The organism is Demequina mangrovi, assembly GCF_000759715.1.
In the GTDB taxonomy this organism is placed as follows: Bacteria; Actinomycetota; Actinomycetes; order Actinomycetales; family Demequinaceae; genus Demequina; species Demequina mangrovi.
The window spans coordinates 35,825-54,034 of record NZ_BBLU01000008.1; the positions used below are offsets into that span (position 1 = coordinate 35,825).

The 18,210-nt window shown below is 72.1% G+C and carries 17 protein-coding genes; 3 read left to right on the top strand and 14 right to left on the bottom strand.

What is annotated here, in order from left to right; translation table 11 throughout:
- Positions 1-129: 129 nt before the first annotated feature.
- Together TR42_RS08705 and TR42_RS08710 are read right to left on the bottom strand one after the other, a co-directional pair.
- Positions 130-1,491, bottom strand: a complete 1,362-nt coding sequence (locus TR42_RS08705) for an aspartate aminotransferase family protein (RefSeq protein WP_042214985.1) — start codon at positions 1,489-1,491, stop codon at positions 130-132.
- 41 nt (positions 1,492-1,532) lie between these two features.
- Entirely contained in the window at positions 1,533-3,020 is a 1,488-nt protein-coding gene (locus TR42_RS08710) for a CoA-acylating methylmalonate-semialdehyde dehydrogenase (protein WP_042214986.1), read from the bottom strand.
- 85 nt (positions 3,021-3,105) lie between these two features.
- On the opposite strand from TR42_RS08710, the gene TR42_RS08715 reads away from it, so the two are divergent.
- Complete coding sequence (locus TR42_RS08715) at positions 3,106-4,701, top strand: PucR family transcriptional regulator (protein WP_074789292.1); 1,596 nt, start codon at positions 3,106-3,108, stop codon at positions 4,699-4,701.
- 23 nt (positions 4,702-4,724) lie between these two features.
- On the opposite strand, the gene TR42_RS08720 is transcribed toward TR42_RS08715, so the two are convergent.
- A complete protein-coding gene (locus tag TR42_RS08720; RefSeq protein WP_042214988.1) occupies positions 4,725-5,075 on the bottom strand; it encodes a cupin domain-containing protein in 351 nt (116 codons plus the stop codon).
- The gene (locus TR42_RS08725) at positions 5,072-6,457 is read right to left on the bottom strand and encodes an NAD(P)/FAD-dependent oxidoreductase (RefSeq protein ID WP_042214990.1); all 1,386 of its coding nucleotides are present in this window, start codon (positions 6,455-6,457) and stop codon (positions 5,072-5,074) included. Before TR42_RS08725 ends, TR42_RS08720 begins: the two co-directional genes overlap by 4 nt.
- Before the next feature lie 280 nt (positions 6,458-6,737).
- Here TR42_RS08725 and TR42_RS08730 point away from each other — a divergent pair, with 280 nt between their 5' ends.
- Positions 6,738-8,111, top strand: a complete 1,374-nt coding sequence (locus TR42_RS08730) for an aspartate aminotransferase family protein (RefSeq protein WP_042214992.1) — start codon at positions 6,738-6,740, stop codon at positions 8,109-8,111.
- A 48-nt stretch (positions 8,112-8,159) separates the two neighbouring features.
- Here the strand turns inward: TR42_RS08730 and TR42_RS08735 are convergent, their stop codons facing one another.
- The 10 genes from TR42_RS08735 to TR42_RS08775 all read right to left on the bottom strand — a co-directional run bounded on the left by TR42_RS08735 (position 8,160) and on the right by TR42_RS08775 (position 17,401).
- The gene (locus TR42_RS08735) at positions 8,160-9,524 is read right to left on the bottom strand and encodes an aldehyde dehydrogenase family protein (protein WP_342341831.1); all 1,365 of its coding nucleotides are present in this window, start codon (positions 9,522-9,524) and stop codon (positions 8,160-8,162) included.
- Positions 9,525-9,643: 119 nt separating this feature from the next.
- Positions 9,644-10,465, bottom strand: a complete 822-nt coding sequence (gene pflA, locus TR42_RS08740) for a pyruvate formate-lyase-activating protein (RefSeq protein ID WP_052405871.1) — start codon at positions 10,463-10,465, stop codon at positions 9,644-9,646.
- A gap of 101 nt (positions 10,466-10,566) precedes the next feature.
- On the bottom strand, positions 10,567-12,849 hold the full coding sequence (gene pflB, locus TR42_RS08745) for a formate C-acetyltransferase (RefSeq protein WP_042214994.1): 2,283 nt from the start codon (positions 12,847-12,849) through the stop codon (positions 10,567-10,569).
- A 155-nt stretch (positions 12,850-13,004) separates the two neighbouring features.
- The gene (locus tag TR42_RS14310; RefSeq protein WP_052405873.1) at positions 13,005-13,427 is read right to left on the bottom strand and encodes a pilus assembly protein TadG-related protein; all 423 of its coding nucleotides are present in this window, start codon (positions 13,425-13,427) and stop codon (positions 13,005-13,007) included.
- The gene (locus TR42_RS08755; protein ID WP_042214996.1) at positions 13,424-13,888 is read right to left on the bottom strand and encodes a hypothetical protein; all 465 of its coding nucleotides are present in this window, start codon (positions 13,886-13,888) and stop codon (positions 13,424-13,426) included. The genes TR42_RS14310 and TR42_RS08755 overlap by 4 nt, the downstream gene beginning before the upstream one ends.
- On the bottom strand, positions 13,878-14,264 hold the full coding sequence (locus TR42_RS08760) for a TadE/TadG family type IV pilus assembly protein (protein WP_042214997.1): 387 nt from the start codon (positions 14,262-14,264) through the stop codon (positions 13,878-13,880). Before TR42_RS08760 ends, TR42_RS08755 begins: the two co-directional genes overlap by 11 nt.
- Entirely contained in the window at positions 14,242-14,406 is a 165-nt protein-coding gene (locus TR42_RS15130; RefSeq protein WP_169742209.1) for a hypothetical protein, read from the bottom strand. Before TR42_RS15130 ends, TR42_RS08760 begins: the two co-directional genes overlap by 23 nt.
- Positions 14,407-14,428: 22 nt before the next feature.
- Positions 14,429-15,319, bottom strand: a complete 891-nt coding sequence (locus TR42_RS08765) for a type II secretion system F family protein (protein WP_042214999.1) — start codon at positions 15,317-15,319, stop codon at positions 14,429-14,431.
- Positions 15,316-16,173: a type II secretion system F family protein gene (locus TR42_RS08770; protein ID WP_042215000.1), complete on the bottom strand. Its 858-nt coding sequence runs from the start codon at positions 16,171-16,173 to the stop codon at positions 15,316-15,318. Before TR42_RS08770 ends, TR42_RS08765 begins: the two co-directional genes overlap by 4 nt.
- 1 nt (position 16,174) lies before the next feature.
- The gene (locus tag TR42_RS08775; RefSeq protein WP_042215002.1) at positions 16,175-17,401 is read right to left on the bottom strand and encodes a TadA family conjugal transfer-associated ATPase; all 1,227 of its coding nucleotides are present in this window, start codon (positions 17,399-17,401) and stop codon (positions 16,175-16,177) included.
- Between the two features lie 113 nt (positions 17,402-17,514).
- Between TR42_RS08775 and TR42_RS08780 the strand changes: the two genes are divergently transcribed.
- Positions 17,515-18,195, top strand: a complete 681-nt coding sequence (locus TR42_RS08780) for an SOS response-associated peptidase (protein ID WP_042215004.1) — start codon at positions 17,515-17,517, stop codon at positions 18,193-18,195.
- Positions 18,196-18,210 lie beyond the last annotated feature (15 nt).

Here is an 18,210-nt window from a genome sequence, read left to right on the forward strand (position 1 = left end):
CACAGCGCGCCGCATGTGAACGCTCGCGCGCTGCAACTCGCGGCGTGAAGCGCGGCCAGCGGTGCGGAAGTTGCAGATCTTGTGTGGAGGGCGGCTCGGGGGGCAAATGGCCCGACGTCGGGCGGCGGATCAGCCGATGAGCGCGTCGATCTCGGTGAGCGCCTGGTCGACGATCGCGAGGCCGCGCACCAGCTCCTCCTCGGTGATGACCAGCGGCGGCGCGATGTGCGTGCGGTTGAAGTGCACGAACGGCCACAGCCCGCCGTCCTTGCACGCCTTCGCGAACACGCCCATCGGCGCGGCGGCCGCGCCCGACGCGTTGAACGGCACCAGCGGCTCGCGCGTCTCGCGGTCGCGGACCAGCTCGACGGCCCAGAACAGCCCGGTGCCGCGCACCTCGCCCACGCACGGGTGGCTCTCGAGCCAGCCCTCGAGCGTGGGACGCACGATGCGCTCGCCCAGGTCCTTGACCCGCTCGAGGATGCCGTCGCGGCGGAACACCTCGAACGTCGCGACGCCCGGGGCGCACGCGAGCGGGTGGCCCGAGTAGGTGAGACCGCCGGGGAACGCCCGCTCGTCGAAGGCCGCCGCGATCTCCTTCGAGATCACCACGCCGCCCAGCGGGACGTAGCCCGAGTTGACGCCCTTGGCGAAGGTGACGAGGTCCGGCTCGACGCCGTGCGCCTGGTACGCGAACCAGTCGCCGGTGCGCCCGAAGCCGACCATGACCTCGTCCGCGATGTAGACGATGCCGTGCTTGTCGCACAACGCGCGCACGCCGGCGAGGTAGCCCGGCGGCGGGACCAGGACGCCGTTGGTGCCCACGATGGTCTCGATGACGATCGCGCCGATGGTCGAGGCGCCCTCGAGGACGATGGTCTGCTCGAGGTGCTCGAGCGCGCGGCGCGTCTCCTCCTCCTCGGTCTCCGCGTGGAAGGCCGAGCGGTAGAGGTACGGCCCGAAGAAGTGCACCACCGAGCCGTCGGCGGGCTCGTTGGGCCAGCGCCTCGGGTCGCCCGTGAGCGAGATGGCCGTGGACGTGTTGCCGTGGTAGCTGCGGTACATCGCCAGCACCTTGCGCTTGCCCGTGACCAGGCGCGCCATGCGCACCGCGTTCTCGTTGGCGTCGGCGCCGCCGTTGGTGAAGAACACGCTGGAGAAGCGCTCCCCCGCCACGTCCGTGATGAGACGCGCGAGCTCGCCGCGGACGTCGTTGGCGAACGACGGCTGGATGGTCGCGAGGCTGCGCGCCTGCCGCTCGATGGCCGCGATGAGATCGGGGTGCTGGTGGCCGAGGTTGAGGTTGACCAGCTGCGACCCGAAGTCGAGGTAGCGGTTGCCCTCGTAGTCCCAGAACTCGCTGCCCTCGCCTCCCTCGACGGGAAGCGGGTCGACGAGCGCCTGCGCGCTCCACGAGTGGAAGACGTGGGCACGGTCGTCGGCGCGGACCCGCGCCTCGGCGCCGGTGATGGCGTCCTGCTCGGTGGTCATCTCTCCCCCTTGATGGTTGGACGGCTCGGTGGTGGGACGGCTCAGTGGTTCGACGGGAAGCCGAGGTCGATCTGCGACTCGCTGGGCTCCGGCCACCGGGTGGTGACCACCTTGGACCGCGTGTAGAAGTGGATGGACTCGGGTCCGTAGATGTGCGAGTCGCCGAACAGAGACTGCTTCCAGCCGCCGAACGAGTACGCGCCGATGGGCACCGGCAGCGGGACGTTGACGCCCACCATGCCGACCTCGATGTCGACCTCGAACGCGCGGGCGGTGCCGCCGTCGCGCGTGAAGATCGCGGTGCCGTTGGCGAAGCCGTTCGCGTTGACCAGCGCGACGGCCTCGTCGTAGGACGCGGCGCGGGCCACCGAGAGCACGGGGCCGAAGATCTCGTCGTCGTAGACCTTCATACCGGGCTTCACGTGGTCGACCAGCGACGTGCCGATGAAGAATCCGTCGCCTGCGAACTCCTGCGCGGTGCCGTCGACCACCACGGTCGCGCCCTCCGCGGCGGCGCCCGTGACGTACGACGCGACACGGTCGCGGTGCTCGCGGGTGATGAGCGGGCCCATCTCCGAGGCGGGGTCGGTGCCGTCGCCGATGGTGAGTCCCGCCATGCGCTCGGCGACCTTGGCCACCAGCGCGTCCGCGGTCGCGTCGCCCACGGGCACGAGGACGGAGATCGCCATGCAACGCTCTCCCGCCGAGCCGTACGCGGCCGACACGGCGGCATCAGCCGCGGCGTCGAGGTCCGCGTCTGGCATGACGATCATGTGGTTCTTTGCGCCGCCGAGCGCCTGGACGCGCTTGCCCTGCGCGGTGCCGCGCTCGTAGATCGTGCGGGCGACCGGGGTCGAGCCCACGAAGCTCACCGCCTTGACGTCGGGCGAGTCGAGGATGGCGTCGACGGCGACCTTGTCGCCGTGGACCACGTTGAGGACGCCCGCGGGCAGGCCGGCCTCCTCGAACAGGCGCGCGAGGAAGATCGACGCCGAGGGGTCCTTCTCGCTGGGCTTGAGGACCACCGTGTTGCCGCACGCGATGGCGGAAGCCGCCATCCACAGCGGCACCATCACGGGGAAGTTGAACGGGGTGATGCAGCCGACCACGCCCACGGGCTGCTTGACCGAGTGCACGTCGACACCGCGCGCCACCTGCTCCGAGTGCTCGCCCTTGAGGTGGTGCACCAGCCCGGCCGCGAACTCGATGTTCTCGATGCCGCGGCTGATCTCACCCTTGGCATCGGCGAGGACCTTGCCGTGCTCGCGCGTGATGATCGCGGCGAGCTCGTCCTGGCGCTCGACCAGCAGGTGACGCATCCGGAAGAAGACGTCCGCCCGCTTGATGAGCCCGGTGGCGCGCCAGCCGGGAAGCGCGGCCGCCGCGGCGGCGATCGCCTGCTCGGCCTCGGCGGCGGAAGCGTAGGCGACCTGCCCCGCCACCTCGCCCGTCGCGGGGTTGCGCACCTCGCCGGTGCGCTCCCCCGCACCCGTCTCGGCTCCCGCGATGTGATGACGGATCAGGCTCACAGCTCTCCTCTCGACCGGGCGTCGGACACTCTGCACGATGCCGGCGTGTGCGTTAGACGGCCAGATTCACACATACGATGGGCAGATGGATCCCGCCGAACGTCGCGAATCTCCTGCCTCTGCGACACATCGTCCGGACCGCGCCGCGCTCGCCGCGCTGCCCTCCGTCGCGGACATGCTCGACGAGCCCGCGTTCCGCGCGGGGCGTCCCGAGGTGCTCGTCGGCGGCGAGGCGCTCGAGGCGCCGGTGCGGTGGATCCACACGTCCGAGCGCAGCGACATCGCGCGGATGCTCGACGGCCGCGAGCTCCTGCTCTCCATGGGCACGGCATGGCCCGCGGACGATGCGGAGCTCGCCGAGTTCGTGACGTCGCTGGCCGAGGCCGGCGTCTCCGCCCTGGTCCTCGAGCTCGGGACCCGCTACTCCACGCCGCCGCCGGTGATGATCGCGACCGCGCAGCGGCTCGGGCTCGCGCTCGCCGTGCTCCACCGCGAGGTGCGCTTCGTCACCCTCACCGAGGCGGGGCACAGCCGGATCATCGCCGGCCAGATGACGGCGCTGCGCGCCCGCGACGAGGTCCGCGAGACGTTCACCTCCCTCGCGCTGCGCGGCGCCCCCGCAGACCATGTGGTGCGCGAGCTCGCGCGCACGCTCGGCGCGCCCGTGGTCCTCGAGAGCCTCGCGCACGAGGTGCTCCTCACGGACGTCCCCACCGGTTCCGAGTCGACCGTGCTCCGCGACTGGGAGCGTCGCTCTCGCTCGGCGCACCGCGACGGCGACGGCTGGCTCGTGGTGCCCGTCGACGCACGCGGGAAGCGGTGGGGCTCGCTCGTCGCCCTCCCCGGCCCCGAGCACCCGGCTGGACGCCGCAACGTGCTGATCCAGGGCGCGATCGCGCTCGCGCTCGGACGCCTCTCGGACGGCGGCAGGGACGAGTGGGCGACGCTCGCCCGGCGCCACATCCTCGACCCGCTGCTCGCGGGACGCTTCGCGACGCCCGAGGCGATGGCCGCGCGGCTCGAGGCGGCCGGCGTGCCGGTCGCCGACCGGCTGCTCTACGGGATCGCGCTGCGCGGCGGCGAGCCCACCGCGGCCGAGATCGAGGCGTGGGCGCTCGGCGTGAGCGCACGCGCCCGCGCGCTCGCGGTCGAGGAGCGCTCCGGCACCGCCGTGACCATCGTGCTGCTGTCGCTCCCGCAGCATCGTCCGCTCGACGATGCGACGGTCGGGTCGCTGCAGCGCTCGCTGCGCGACGGCGCGCGGGTGGCCGTGACCGTCGGTCGCGAGGCCGCGGACGTCGACGCGGCGACCCTGTCCCTGCACGAGGCGCTCGACAACGCGCGCGAGCCCGCGGCGGGCACGGTCCTGTGGGTCGAGCGCCGCCCGCTCGCGCGGCTGCTGTCCAGCCTGCGCGACGACCACCGGCTGCTCGACCATGGCGAGCGCGTGCTGTCGCCCATCGTCGAGCACGACCAGCGCACCGGCGGCGACCTCCAGCAGGTCCTGCGCGCGGCGCTCGCGCACCCGGGCAACCGCACCGCCGCCGCACGGGCGGCGCATCTGTCCCGCTCGGTGTTCTACCAGCGGCTCGAGCTCATCTCCTCGCTCCTGGGGGTCGACCTCGAGGACGGCGAGACGCAGACGGCGCTGCACATCGCGCTGCTGTCGCGGCACGACTGACGCGCCACGACCGGCGCGGCGGCTCAGCCCGCGATGTAGACCTTGCGGAGCGTCTCGGTGACGGTCCAGCGCGTGCTCATGCCCTCGGTCAGCCACACGAGCGAGCCGGGTCCGACCTCCGCCGTCGGCAGCGCCGGGTCGAGATACTCGATGGTCGCGCGACCGGAGAGCACCACGAAGACCTCGTCGGCCTCGATGTCGGTCGCGACGCCCGGGGTCATCTCCCACACCCCGACCTCGACCTCGCCGATCTCCGCGAGCGCGGCCGCTCCGGCGACCGGCGACCCCGTCTCGACCATGTCCGCGGGCACGGGCTCCGTCTCGAGCGCGAGCGCATGGAGGTCGACGGGACGGCCGGGCTCGATGTCTGTCATGAGTCGAACCCTAGGCCCACGGCGTCGAGACCGCGCAGCAGCAGGTTGCGGCGACCCTCGCGGTGATCGGCGCGATCCAGGCTCCAGCGCGTCGCGTTGATGCCGAGGCTCGCGAGCGGCTCGGGCGGGAACGGCAGCGGACGCTCACGGACCATCCGCAGCCGCGTGCGCTCGGTCTCCTCGCCCGCGAGCAGGTCGAGCATGACGTTCGCTCCGAAGCGCGTCGCTCCCACCCCGAGCCCGGTGAAGCCCAGCGAGTACGCGACGTCGCCGTCGCGCGCGGTGCCGAAGAAGGCGCAGAAGCGCGTGCTCGTGTCGATCGCCCCGGCCCAGCGGTGCGTCGCCTGGATCCCGTCAAGCTGCGGGAACGTGGTGAGCAGGTGGCTCGCGAGCTTCTCGTAGGACTCGCGTCGATCCTGGTACCTCCCCCGCACCCGGCCGCCTGCGTGGTAGATCGCGTCGTAGCCGCCGAACAGCAGGCGGTCATCCGCGGTGAGCCGGTAGTAGTGGAACTGGTTCGCCAGGTCCGCGACGCCCTGGCGGCCCTCCCAGCCGATCTCCGCGAGCTGGGCGGCGCTGAGCGGCTCGGTCATGAGCGAGTAGTCGTAGACCGGCACCGTCATGAGGCGGTTGCGCTTGAGCAGCGACGGGAACACGTTGGTCGCGAGCGCGACCTTGCCGCCGCGCACCACACCGTCGGCCGTGCGGACCACGGGCCCGTCCTCGAGCGCCGTGACCGGCGAGCCCTCGAAGATCTGCACGCCCAGCTCCTCGGCCACGCGGGCGAGCTCGCGCGCGAGCTTCGCGGGGTGCACCAGCGCCGTGTCGTCAGGGCTGAGCTCGCCGGCGAGGTACGTCGGCGAGTTCACGAGCGCGCGCACGCCGTCGGCGTCGAGCGCGTCCTCGCCCAGCCACTCGACCTGGTGCGGCTCGACCGCGACGGCCAACGCACCGGTGCGCTGCCAGTCGACATCCATCCCGTAGCGGGCGACCGTCTCCCCGATCTGGTCGAGGTTCTCCATCCCGAGCCGGTCGAGCGCGTCGATCTCCTCGGGCCACCTGCTCTCGCCGTTCTCGCGGCCGTGCGTGAGGCTCGCCTCGCAGAAGCCGCCGTTGCGCCCCGACGCCGCCCATCCGACGCGCCGCGCCTCGAGCAGGATCACCGACAGCCCGGGGTCGCGTTCCTTCGCCATGACAGCGGTCCACAGGCCGCTGTAGCCGCCGCCCACGATCACGAGGTCGGCGCGATGGCTGCCGCGCAGGCTCGGCCGCGACGGGCCGGGCGCATCGTCCGTCCAGAAGGGGCTGAGGGCGGAGCCCTCGAGCATGGTGGCGATGGACGATGCGCTGGCCGGGTGGCGCTCGAAGACCGTGGTGCCCACGGATATCACTCCTGACGGTGGCGGGTGTGAGCGGCATGCAACCGCATCGTGCGCCCTCTCGGCAAGGGCCGAGGTCCCGGCCAAGATCCTTCCGGACACCGCGCCCGGGCGCCACGAGGCGCGCGACGCATCGTCCGACGGCGCGTCATGGACCGGAAACACGGCATCGGCTAGCGTCGGAGATGCACTCCCCGGGTGTGCGACCCCAGCGCCAGGCCGGCGGTGGTCGCGAACCGAACCTCACAGTTGCCCGTCGCCAGGCCGGTCGGGTGGAGGAGTCATGCCTGTCACGCTCGACCGCGCCCGTATCGCGCAGCTCATCGAGGAGCAGACCGCGCTGCTCAACGAGCGCACCACCAAGTCCAAGGCCATGTACGCCCACGCGTCGGAGCACCTCTCCGGCGGCGTCGCGTCCAGCTACCAGGGACGCGACCCGTGGCCCATCTACATCGAGTCGGGTGCGGGCGACCGCATCACGGATGTCGACGGCAACGAGTTCTACGACTTCCACAACGGCTTCGGCTCGATGGTCCAGGGCCACGCGCACCCCGCGATCGGTGAGGCGCTCGCCAAGCGCTACCCGCTCGGCACGCACTTCGCCGCCGCGACCGAGGACGTCATCGACGTCGCCGACGAGCTCGCGCGCCGCTGGGGCCTGCCCAAGTGGCGCTTCACCAACTCGGGCTCCGAGTCGACCATGGACGCGATCCGCATCGCGCGCGCCTACACCGGCCGCGACACCGTGATGAAGATCTTCGGCTCGTACCACGGCCACCACGACACGGTCATGGTGTCGATCGGCGTCGAGTACGACAAGATCGGCGACCGCGAGAACTACGCCTCGCTGGCGTACGGCGCCGGCATCCCGCAGGCGACCGTCGACATGACCATCGCGGTGCCGTTCAACGACGCGGGCGCGATGGAGCGCCGCATCGAGCGCCTGGCCGAGGAGGGCCGCCTCCCCGCGTGCGTGATCATGGAGGCCGCCATGATGAACCTCGGCGTGGTGCTCCCCGAGCCCGGCTACCTCGAGGCCGTGCGCGAGATCACGTCCAAGCACGGCATCGTGCTGATCTTCGACGAGGTCAAGACGGGCCTCGCGATCGCCGCGGGCGGCGCCACCGAGAAGTTCGGCGTGACGCCGGACCTCGTGACGCTCGCCAAGGTCCTCGGCGGAGGCCTGCCGTCGGGCGCCATCGGCGGCTCCGAGGAGGTCATGTCGGTGGTCGAGAGCGGCAAGGTCTACCAGGTGGGCACGTACAACGGGAACCCGCTGTCGATGGCCGCCGCGAAGGCCTCGCTGCTCGAGGTGCTCACCCCCGAGGCCTACGTGCGCCTGGGCGAGCTCAACGACCGCATCGTCGCCGGCTGCCAGGCCGTCATCGAGAAGTACGACCTCCCGGGCTACGCCGTCGGCATCGGCTCGAAGGGCTGCGTGACGTTCTCGACCGAGAAGATCACGGACTACGAGGGCTTCAAGAACGCTCAGGACGCCGAGCTGTGCGACCTCGCGTGGCTGTGGAACATGAACCACGGCATCTTCATGACGCCGGGCCGCGAGGAGGAGTGGACGCTCTCGGTGGTCCACTCGGACGCCGCGATCGACGCCTACGTCGACACGTTCGACAAGCTCGCGGCGGCGCTCACCGCGTAACCGCCGTCCAGAAGGCCGGGGCCCTGCGGGGTCCCGGCCTTCTGCGCGTCACGATGCGATGGTGAGGACCTTGAGGTTGACGAACTCATGCGTGCCGACCACTCCGCCGATCCGGCCCGCGCCCGACTCCTTGATCCCGCCGAACGGGATGTACGGACCGCCGCCGACATTCGCGTTGACCGCGACCATGCCGGCCTCGAGCAGATCCGCGACGCGCTCGCCCTGCGCGGGGTCGGTGGTGAAGACCCGCGCCCCGAGGCCGTACGGGGTGTCGTTGGCCAGCGCGATCGCCGCCTCCTCGTCGCCCACCCGATGCACCACCGCGACCGGACCGAAGAGCTCCTCCTCGTAGGCCTCGGTGCCGGGCGCGACGTCGACGAGCACGGTCGGCTCGTAGAAGGTCCCGTCACGACGCCCGCCGCACAGCACCCGGGCGCCCTGCTCGACGGCGCGGTCGACCTGCGCCTCCAGCCGCTCCGCCGCGACCTGGGAGGACAGCCCGCAGACCTCGACGCCCTCGGCGTCCGGCACACCCGTGACGCACGCGCGCATCCTGGCGACCAGCCCCGCGAGGAATTCGTCGTAGAGGTCGTCCATCACGATGAACCGCTTGGCCGCGGAGCACACCTGGCCGGAGTTGAAGTTCCGCATCCAGAAGGCCTGCTCGACGAGCCCGACCATGTCATGCGTCGACAGCGCGAGGAACGGGTCCGAGCCGCCGAGCTCGAGCGACACCCGGGTGAGGTGACGGCCGGCGGTCTCGGCGACGGATCTGCCGGCGCGCCGCGAGCCCGTGACCGACACCCCGACCACCCGGCGGTCCGCGATCACCGCCGGAATCTGGTCGACCTCGGCGTAGAGGGTGGTGCAGGCGCCGTCGGGCAGACCCGCCTCGTGCAGGAGCCGCTCGACCGCGGCGGCCGACTCGGGGCACTGCGGCGCCGGCTTGACCATGATCGTGTTCCCGACGGCGATGTTCGGGGCGACGATGCGGGCCACGTTCAGGTACGGGAAGTTCCAGGGGATGATCGCCAGGACCGCACCGAGCGGAGCAGGACGGAGCACCAGACGCAGCCCCGGCTCCGACTGCAGGGGCAGGTCCGCCGTGAGCATGTCCACGTTCTCGGCGGCCCACGCGAAGTGGCCGACTGCCCAGTCGACCTCCATCGCCGCCTCGTCACGCCGCTTGCCCATCTCGCGAACGGCGATATCCGCGAGCTCGTCGCGATGCTCGCGGAGCAGCTCCGCCGCGCGCGCGAGCGGCGCAGCCCGTTCGCCTGGCGACGCGCCGCGCGACCAGGAGCGGAACGCGAGATCCGCTCTCTCGACCACAGCGGCGACCTCGTCCGCCGTCATCGTCGGATACTCCGCCAGCCTGGTCCCGGCGACCGGGTCCACCACTGTGAAGGCCATCATCGGCTCCCCCCGTCGGGCGCCGCCCCGTCACGGCCGCGCGCGATCGCCTCAGGATAGGCACGGCACCGCCGCGCGGCGCAAGGTCCGATCCGACGGGCGCGGCGATGTGAGTGCTGCTACATCACGGTGATGCCGCGCAGCGCGAACTGCTCCTTCACGCGCTCGATGAGCTCCTTGTCCGGCGGCTGCGTGTCCCCGAGCAGGTACGGCTCGCCCGAGAGCTCCCACTTGTCGCGGCCCAACTGGTGGAACGGCAGCACCTCGAGCCGCTCGACCCCGTCGAGGGTCTTGACGAAGTCCGCGATCGCGTCGACGTTCTCGGGCGCATCGGTGAGCCCGGGCACCAGCACGAAGCGGATCCACATCTTCTTGCCCAGGCGCGAGAGGCGCTCCGCGAAGTCGAGCGTCGGCTGCAGCGGGCGGCCGGTGACGCGCTTGTAGACGTCGGGCAGGCCCGCCTTGATGTCGAGGAGGACGAGGTCGACGTAGTTGAGGTCGTCGTCGCTGAGGCGCGCGCCCAGCAGGCCCGCGGTGTCGAGCGCGGTGTCGATGTCGAGGTCCTTGCAGCGGCGGAAGATGTTCATCACGAACTTCGACTGCAGCAGCGGCTCGCCGCCGGAGATGGTGAGACCTCCCCCGGTGACCTTCATGATGCGCGCGTAGCGGGTGACGCGCTCCATCACCTCGTCGACCGTGTGGCGCTTGCCGTCGCGCATGCGCCACGTGTCGGGGTTCTGGCAGAACTGGCAGCGCATCCCGCAGCCGGCCAGGAACAGCGTCATGCGGGTGCCGGGGCCGTCGGCGCCGGTGACCAGGTCCCACGAGTGGACCGAGCCCTCCTGGTGGTCGCGGATCAGCTCCGCCGCAGCCATCTCCTCGTCCGCGACCTCCATCGGGGGCGCGGCGAGCAGGGGCACGGGTACGGCTTCGTCTGACATGGGGACCTCCTGGTACCGAGCATAGGAGCGCGGGAGAAAGGAGCGGCGCCCCGCCCGGTGGGGCGAGGCGCCGCTGGGTGTCCAGTCTGTGGAGAGGGAGGTTACAGCCCGGCGTGGAACGTGCGGGAGAGCACGTCGAGCTGCTGCTCACGGGTCAGACGGACGAAGTTCACGGCGTACCCGGAGACGCGGATCGTGAGCTGGGGGTAGTTCTCGGGGTGCTCCATGGCGTCCTCGAGGACCTCGCGGTTGAGGACGTTCACGTTGACGTGGAAGCCCTGCGAGACGTTGTAGGCGTCGAGGATGCCCACGAGGTTCTTCACCTGGTCGTCACGGGTGCGGCCCAGGCCCGACGGAACGATGGACGTGGTCAGCGAGATGCCGTCCTGCGCGTCCGAGTAGGGCAGCTTCGCCACGGAGAGGGCCGAGGCCATCACGCCGTGCACGTCGCGGCCGTTCATCGGGTTGGCGCCCGGCGCGAAGGGCTCGCCGGTGCGGCGGCCGTCCGGGGTGTTGCCGGTGTGCTTGCCGTAGACCACGTTCGAGGTGATCGTCAGGACCGACTGCGTGTGCTGGGCGTTGCGGTAAGTCGGCTGCTTCCGGATCTTCTCCATGAAGCGGCCCACCAGGTCCACCGCGATGTCGTCGGCACGGTCGTCGTCGTTGCCGTAGGTCGGGTACTCGCCCTCGACCTCGTAGTCGACCGCGAGGCCGGACTCGTCACGGACGGGACGCACCTTGGCGTACTTGATCGCGGACAGCGAGTCCGTCGCGACCGAGAGGCCGGCGATGCCGCACGCCATGGTGCGCAGGATGGTGCGGTCGTGCAGCGCCATCTCGATGCGCTCGTAGGCGTACTTGTCGTGCATGTAGTGGATGCAGTTGAGCGCGTCCACGTAGGTCTCAGCGAGCCAGTCGAGCAGCTTGTCGTAGGCCTCCATCACCTGGTCGAAGTCGAGGACCTCGTCCGCGAGCGGGGCGGAGACGGGAGCGATCTGCTTGCCGGAGATCTCGTCGCGGCCGCCGTTGATCGCGTACAGGAGCGACTTGGCGAGGTTGACGCGGGCGCCGAAGAACTGCATCTGCTTGCCCACGGCCATCGCCGAGACGCAGCACGCGATCGCGGTGTCGTCGCCGTAGCAGGGGCGGATGAGCTCGTCCGACTCGTACTGGATCGCCGACGTGTCGATCGACACCTTGGAGCAGTACTCCTTGAAGCCCTGCGGGAGCTTGTCCGACCAGAAGACGGTGAGGTTCGGCTCGGGGGCCGGGCCGAGGTTGTACAGCGTCTGGAGGTAGCGGAACGAGGTGCGGGTCACCAGCGGGCGACCGTCCTCACCCATGCCGCCGATGGTCTCGGTGACCCAGGTCGGGTCGCCGGAGAACAGGGCGTCGTACTCGGGGGTGCGGAGGAAGCGCACGATGCGCAGCTTGATGACGAAGTCGTCGATGATCTCCTGCGCGGACTCCTCGGTGAGGACGCCGGCGGCGATGTCGCGCTCGATGAAGACGTCGATGAAGGTCGAGGTGCGGCCCAGCGACATGGCGGCGCCGTTCTGCTCCTTCACCGCGGCGAGGTACGCGAAGTACAGCCACTGGACGGCCTCGCGGGCGTTGGTGGCCGGGCCCGAGATGTCGAAGCCGTACTTGGCCGCCATCTGCTTGAGCTCGTTCAGAGCCTTGATCTGCTCCGAGTTCTCCTCGCGGTCGCGGATGACGTCCTCGGTCGAGCGCTCCATGTCGAGCTCGATGCGCTCGAGCTTCTTGCCCTGGATGAGGGCGTCGACGCCGTAGAGGGCCACGCGGCGGTAGTCGCCGATGATGCGACCGCGGCCGTAGGCGTCGGGCAGGCCGGTGACGATGTGCGAGGAGCGGGCCGCGCGGACGTTCGGCGGGTACGCGTCGAAGACGCCGTCGTTGTGGGTCTTGCGGTACTTGGTGAAGGTCTCCTCGAGCTCCGGCTTCACGGGGTAGCCGTAGGTCTCGAGCTCCTTCACCACCATGCGCCAGCCGCCGAACGGCATGATCGCGCGCTTGAGCGGGGCGTCGGTCTGGAGGCCGACGATGACCTCGTTGTCCTTGTCGATGTAGCCGGCGTCGTGCGCGGTGATCGAGGCGGGGGTCTCCCAGTCGACGTCGTAGACGCCCTTCTCGCGCTCCTCCGGGAACATCGCGGAGAGCTTGTCCCAGACGCCGGTGGTGCGGGCGGTCGGGCCGGCGAGGAAGCTGTCGTCACCCTCGTACGGGGTGTAGTTCAGCTGGATGAAGTCGCGGACGTCGATGCCATCGCACCAGGCGCCGGAGGTGAAGCCACGCCACGCGTGGGAGCGGGGGTCGCCCGCATCGTCCTGGATCGTGTCGTTGTTGACGGCTTCAGCGGTCATGGCGGGGTACTCCCTCTCCCTGAGGTGAACGCCCTTGTGGGGCCTGGTGATGGGCTCCGCTGCCGTCTCCCGGCGGCCTGCGGACCATGTGGTTCACGGTATGCCTCGGGTGGTTCCTTCGCATGGGACCAAGTTCCCCCGGCCGAAGGACCTGGTCAGGGCACGGCCCGCGCCGACGCCGTCGCGGTGAGGTCCACCCGCCCGGGCAGCCACGGCGCGCCGAGCAGCATCGGGGTGCGCAGCGCGAGCTCGATCTCGACGGTGCTGCCGTCGGCGGACGATGCGTCGACAAGCACGGCGTCCGCGACGCCCTGCCGGCGTGACGAGTAGGCCAGCTGCGCGGCGGCCGCCTCGGAGACCGCGGCGACCTCGAGCGTGACGACGCCGCTGCGGTAGTACGCGTCGAGGTCGACGGTGTCGGCGGCCGCGAGCGCGGTCTCGTCGGCGACGTGCGCGAGCCGCGACCGCTGAAGCTGCACGTGGGTCGTCGACACCACGGTCACCAGCGCCGCGAGCAGCACGGCGAGCAGCCCGATGGTGAGGACCGTGACCGAGCCCGCCTCATCGCCGAGGCTCATGGCACGTACCCGTCGACCGGGCTCGATGCGAGCGACTCGACCGTCACCGTCGACGGCACGACGGCGCGGAGCACCGCCGGCACCCCCGGCAACGGCACCTCGACCGTGACGCGCGCCGTCACCACGGTGCCCGGAGCGAGGCACGCGCCCTCGCAGGCGAGCGCGAGCGCCTCCTGCCCTGCGAAGCCGAAGTCCTCCGCGACCCACGCGGCCGCGAGCGCCGCATCGGCCTCGCCCAACGCGAGCGCGTGCGCCGGATCCGCGCCGTCACCCGCGGCGTCGAGGCCGGTGACGACGGCCGCGCGGGCCGCCGCATGCGCGGCGGCCTCGGCCGCATAGGCGCCCGCCTGGACGCTGGTCACCGCCACGACGATCGCGACGATGGGCAGGAGGAGCACGAGCGTCAGCGCGACGAACTCCACGGTGGCGGAGCCGTCGGCCGCGCGCGGGTCACCGCTCATGGTCGCCCTCGACCAGCGCGCGCCCGGCCGCCTCGACGGCACCGCCGCGCCAAAGCGACAGGGCGGGCATCCGGCCGGAGACGGTGACGCGCACCGTGTCGCGCCCCGCGGTCTCGACGTGCGCGACGTCGACGGCGAGGTCCGCCCCGAGGGACGCCTCGGCGCAGGCGAACGCACGGCTCGCGCCGGCATCGTCCCCCTGCCGGGACACCGCGGCCACTCGTGCGCCCTCCGCCGCGCAGGCCGCCATGGTGCTGCGCAGGTGTGCGGCGAGCACGAGGTGCAGCACGCCGAGGGCGACGGCGACCACGAGCGCGGCGACGAGCACGAACTCGACCACCGCGCTGCCGCGGTCATCCGCCCGTGACCGAGTCAAGCGCCGAGAGGAACAGGTCGCCCAGCGCCGGACCGGCGAGCGCCCACACGGTCGCGACGAGCCCTGCCGTCATCAAGGTGATGAGCACCCAGCCGGGCACGTCGCCGCGCTCGTCCCGCCATCCCTCCACCATGTCCTCCATCGGTCCCCCCTCTTCTCGATGCCTAGCCGCCGAGCCTCAGCGCGACGAGCCCCGGATACAGCGCGAACAGCACGGTCACCGGCAGGATCAGCAGCACCACCGGTACGAGCATCGCGATCTCACGCCGGCCGCCCTCGGCGAGCAGCGCCTGGCGATCGCGGTCGCGGACGTCGGCCGCCTGGGCGTGCAGCACCTCGGCGAGCGGCGATCCGCGCTCGAGCGCGGTGATGATCGCCGCGCAGAAGGACGCCAGCACCGGCTCGTCGGAGCGGGTCGCCGCGGCGTCGAGCGCGTCGCTCACGCTACGACCCGCGCGCACCTCGGCGAGCGCGGTCCCGAGCTCGTCGGCCAGGGGCCCCTGCGACGTCGTCGCCGCCCTCGCGAGCGACGCCTGCACCGACTCGCCCGCGACGACGGCGAGTGCGAGCATCTCGGCGATCGCGGGCAGCTCGGCGCGGATGCGGGCGGCGCGCGCGTGCCCGCGGCGGACGAGGAGGAGGTCCGGGGCGGCGGCGCCCGCGGCGGTCACCGCGGCGGCGATCAGGAGGGCCGCAAGCGGCCCCGCGTCGCGCGCGACGGCGAGCGCGGTGCCGAGCAGGAGGCCGATGGCGAGCCCCGCCGCCGCGGCGACGGCGGTGCGGGTGCGGTGGCCCGCGGCGGTGGCCGTGCTGCCCGCCCGCGCCAGCCTGCGGTCGAGCTCCGCCGCAGAGGGACCCCACCGTTCGACCATGCGGATCGCATCGCCCGCGAGGGGCGCGACGATGCGTGACGCGGCGCTGCGGGTGCGACGACCGCCGGCTCCTCCGGCGAGCCGCGGCGCGATCCGGCGCTCGAGGGAGAACCGTCGCGCGTGGACCCAGGACTGCACGAGCCCCATCCCGGCCGCCAGCGCGAGCGCGATCGCGACGGTCATCGGAGCGCCCTCGCCTCGGACGGGAGGCGGCCGAGCGCATGCATGAGGCGGTACGCGCCGAGGCACGCGACGGCGCCGCCGACGAGCAGCGCGACGCCGCCGGGCGAGTCGAAGGCGGCGAGCCCTTCGGGCCGCGTCGCCAGCAGCGCGAGCAGCAGCCACGGTGCCGCGGCGGCGAGCCGCGCTGCGCTCACCGTCCACCCCTGGCGGGCCTCGAGCTCGCCGCGGACCCGCGCATCGTCCCGGAGGAACTGCGCGAGCGACCTCAGCACCGCGCCCACCTCAGTGCCGCCGACGTCGCGCGCGAGCCGGACCGCCTCGACCAGACGGTCCGCGACCGGGTCCGCGAGCGCGGCCTTGAGCGCATCCAGCGACGGCCCGAACGCGCCCGTCGCCCGATAGTCCTCGCCGAAGGCGGCGAAGGCCGGCCTGAGAGGCTCGGGCCCGCGCTCCCCGAGCGCCGCGAGAGCGTCCGGCAGCCCGAGCCCCGCACGGATCCCCGACACGAGCGCGTCGACCGCCTCCGGCCACGCGACTCTGAGCCGCGCGCGGCGTGCCCGCGCGCGCGAGGCGACCAGGGCGAACGGCGCGTAGAGCGCCGCGGCGCCCGCGAGCGCCGCGACCACCGCGGATCCGGCCACGGACCAGGTCAGGACAGCAGCCACCAGCCCGATGCCCACCGCGGACGCCCCGAATGCGCCCGCGGTCACCCCCGGGAGGCCTGCCTGGACCAGACGGTCCTCGAGCGCGGCGCGGCGGACCCGTGGTCGGGAGCGCCGGACCGGCTCGTCCCAGCACGCGAGCCACACCAGCAGCAGCCCGATGCCGAGCACGAGACCCAGGACGGCGTCCATGTCAGGCCGCCAGGATCTCGTGGAGCGGAGCGCCGACCCGCGCGAAGCGGTCGGCATGGGGAGGGAAGCCCGTCCCTCGTGCGAGGCCGTCGCCGCGCGAGGAGAAGACCTCCGCGGTCTCGATCACGCCGGCCTCGACCCGCCCGGACACACCGAGGATCTCGCGCACGCGGCGGGTGCCGTCGGCGTCGAGGCCGACGTGCACCACGAGATCCACCGCCGAGGCGACGGCGGGCACCACGAACCGGTCGGAGACGTTGTCCCCCGCGAGCAGCGGCAGCGTGCACATCTTCGCGAGCGCGTCGCGCGCCGAGTTCGCGTGGACGGTCGACAGACCAGGAAGGCCCGCGTTGAGGGCGATGAGCAGGTCGAGCGCCTCGGCCTCGCGCACCTCGCCGACGACGATGCGGTCGGGGCGCATCCGTAGCGCCTCCTTGACCAGCCGCCTCAGGGTGATCTCCCCCGTGCCCTCGAGCGACGGCTGCCGGCACTGCAGCGCAACCACATCGCGCAGCGGCAGCGCGAGCTCGAAGACCTCCTCGCACGTGATGACCCGCTCGCGGGCGGGGATCGCGCCCGCGAGCGCGCTCAGCGTGGTGGTCTTGCCCGCCTGCGTGCCGCCCGACACGAGCACCGTGAGGCCCGCGCGGACCGCCGCCGCGAGGAAGCGCGCCGCCGCCGGGGTGAGCGTGCCGAGCGCGACGAGGTCGTCGACGTCGGTGGCCGCCGCGATGTACTTGCGGATGTTGACGGCCCAATGGCGGCGGGTGACGTCGGGGATCGCCACGTGCAGGCGCTCGCCGCCGGGCAGGGCCGCATCCACGAACGGCGAGCTGAGGTCGAGCCGCCGTCCCGCGAGCGCGAGCATGCGCTCGACGAGGCCACGGACCTCGTCCGCGCTCAGCAGGACGCTGGTGAGCTCGCTCCTGCCGCCGCGCGCGACGTAGACCTCATGAGGCGAGTTGATCCAGACCTCCTCGACGGTCGGATCGTCGAGGAGCGGCTGCAGCGGGCCCAGCCCCGCGACCGCGTCCGTGACCGACCGGGCGAGCGCATCGCGGTCCATCACGGGGGCGTCTCCGCCGAGCAGCGCGCGCTCGTCCCACGCGTCGATCGCCTGGAGCACCATCGCCTCGACGGCGCGGGGCTCACGCGCGGGATCGAGGCCCGAGGTCCGGATCCGCGCGCGCACATCCTCCTCGATGCGCGTGCGGACCTCGCCTCCCATGGCGGCGACGCTACAGCGAAACGGACAAATGGGATAGACCTGTGGAGAGAGAAACCGCTGGCAGGCGATGCATTGGGCCCTCTCCGGCCACCCGGCATGCCTACGCTGGCCCCATGTGCGGACGCTACGCGAACTTCCTCACCGAGCAGGAGCTGGTCGACGCCTTCGAGATCGCCGTGATCGCGGACGAGGCGCGGATCGCGCCGCGCTACAACATCGGGCCGATGCAGGACACGAGCATCATCGTGGCGCGCAAGGAGGCGGGGCGGTCTCTCGAGACCGCCCGCTGGGGGCTGGTGCCCTCCTGGGCGAAGGACCCCGCGATCGGCTCGCGGATGTTCAACGCGCGGTCCGAGACCGTGGCCGAGAAGCCGTCCTTCCGGGCCGCCTTCGCGAAGCGCCGCTGCATCGTCCCCGCCTCGGGCTACTACGAGTGGAAGGCCGGCGAGGACGGCAAGACGCCGTACTTCATCCACACCGAGGACGGCACGCCGCTCGCCTTCGCGGGGCTGTTCGAGTTCTGGCGCGACAAGGCGCTGGGCGACGAGGCGCCGTGGCTCGCGACCTGCTCGGTGGTCACCACCGCCGCCCGCGCCGCGATGCAGGAGATCCACGACCGTCAACCGGTGATGCTCATGCCGGACGAGGCGGCCGCGTGGCTCGACGCGGGCACCAGCAAGGACGACCTGTTCGCCGCGATCGCCGCGCCCGCGCCCGAGCTCACGTGGCATGCGGTGGACAAGGCCGTGGGGAACATCCGCAACCAGGGCGAGCAGCTGGTCCTGCCGATCTGAGGCGACGCTCAGCGC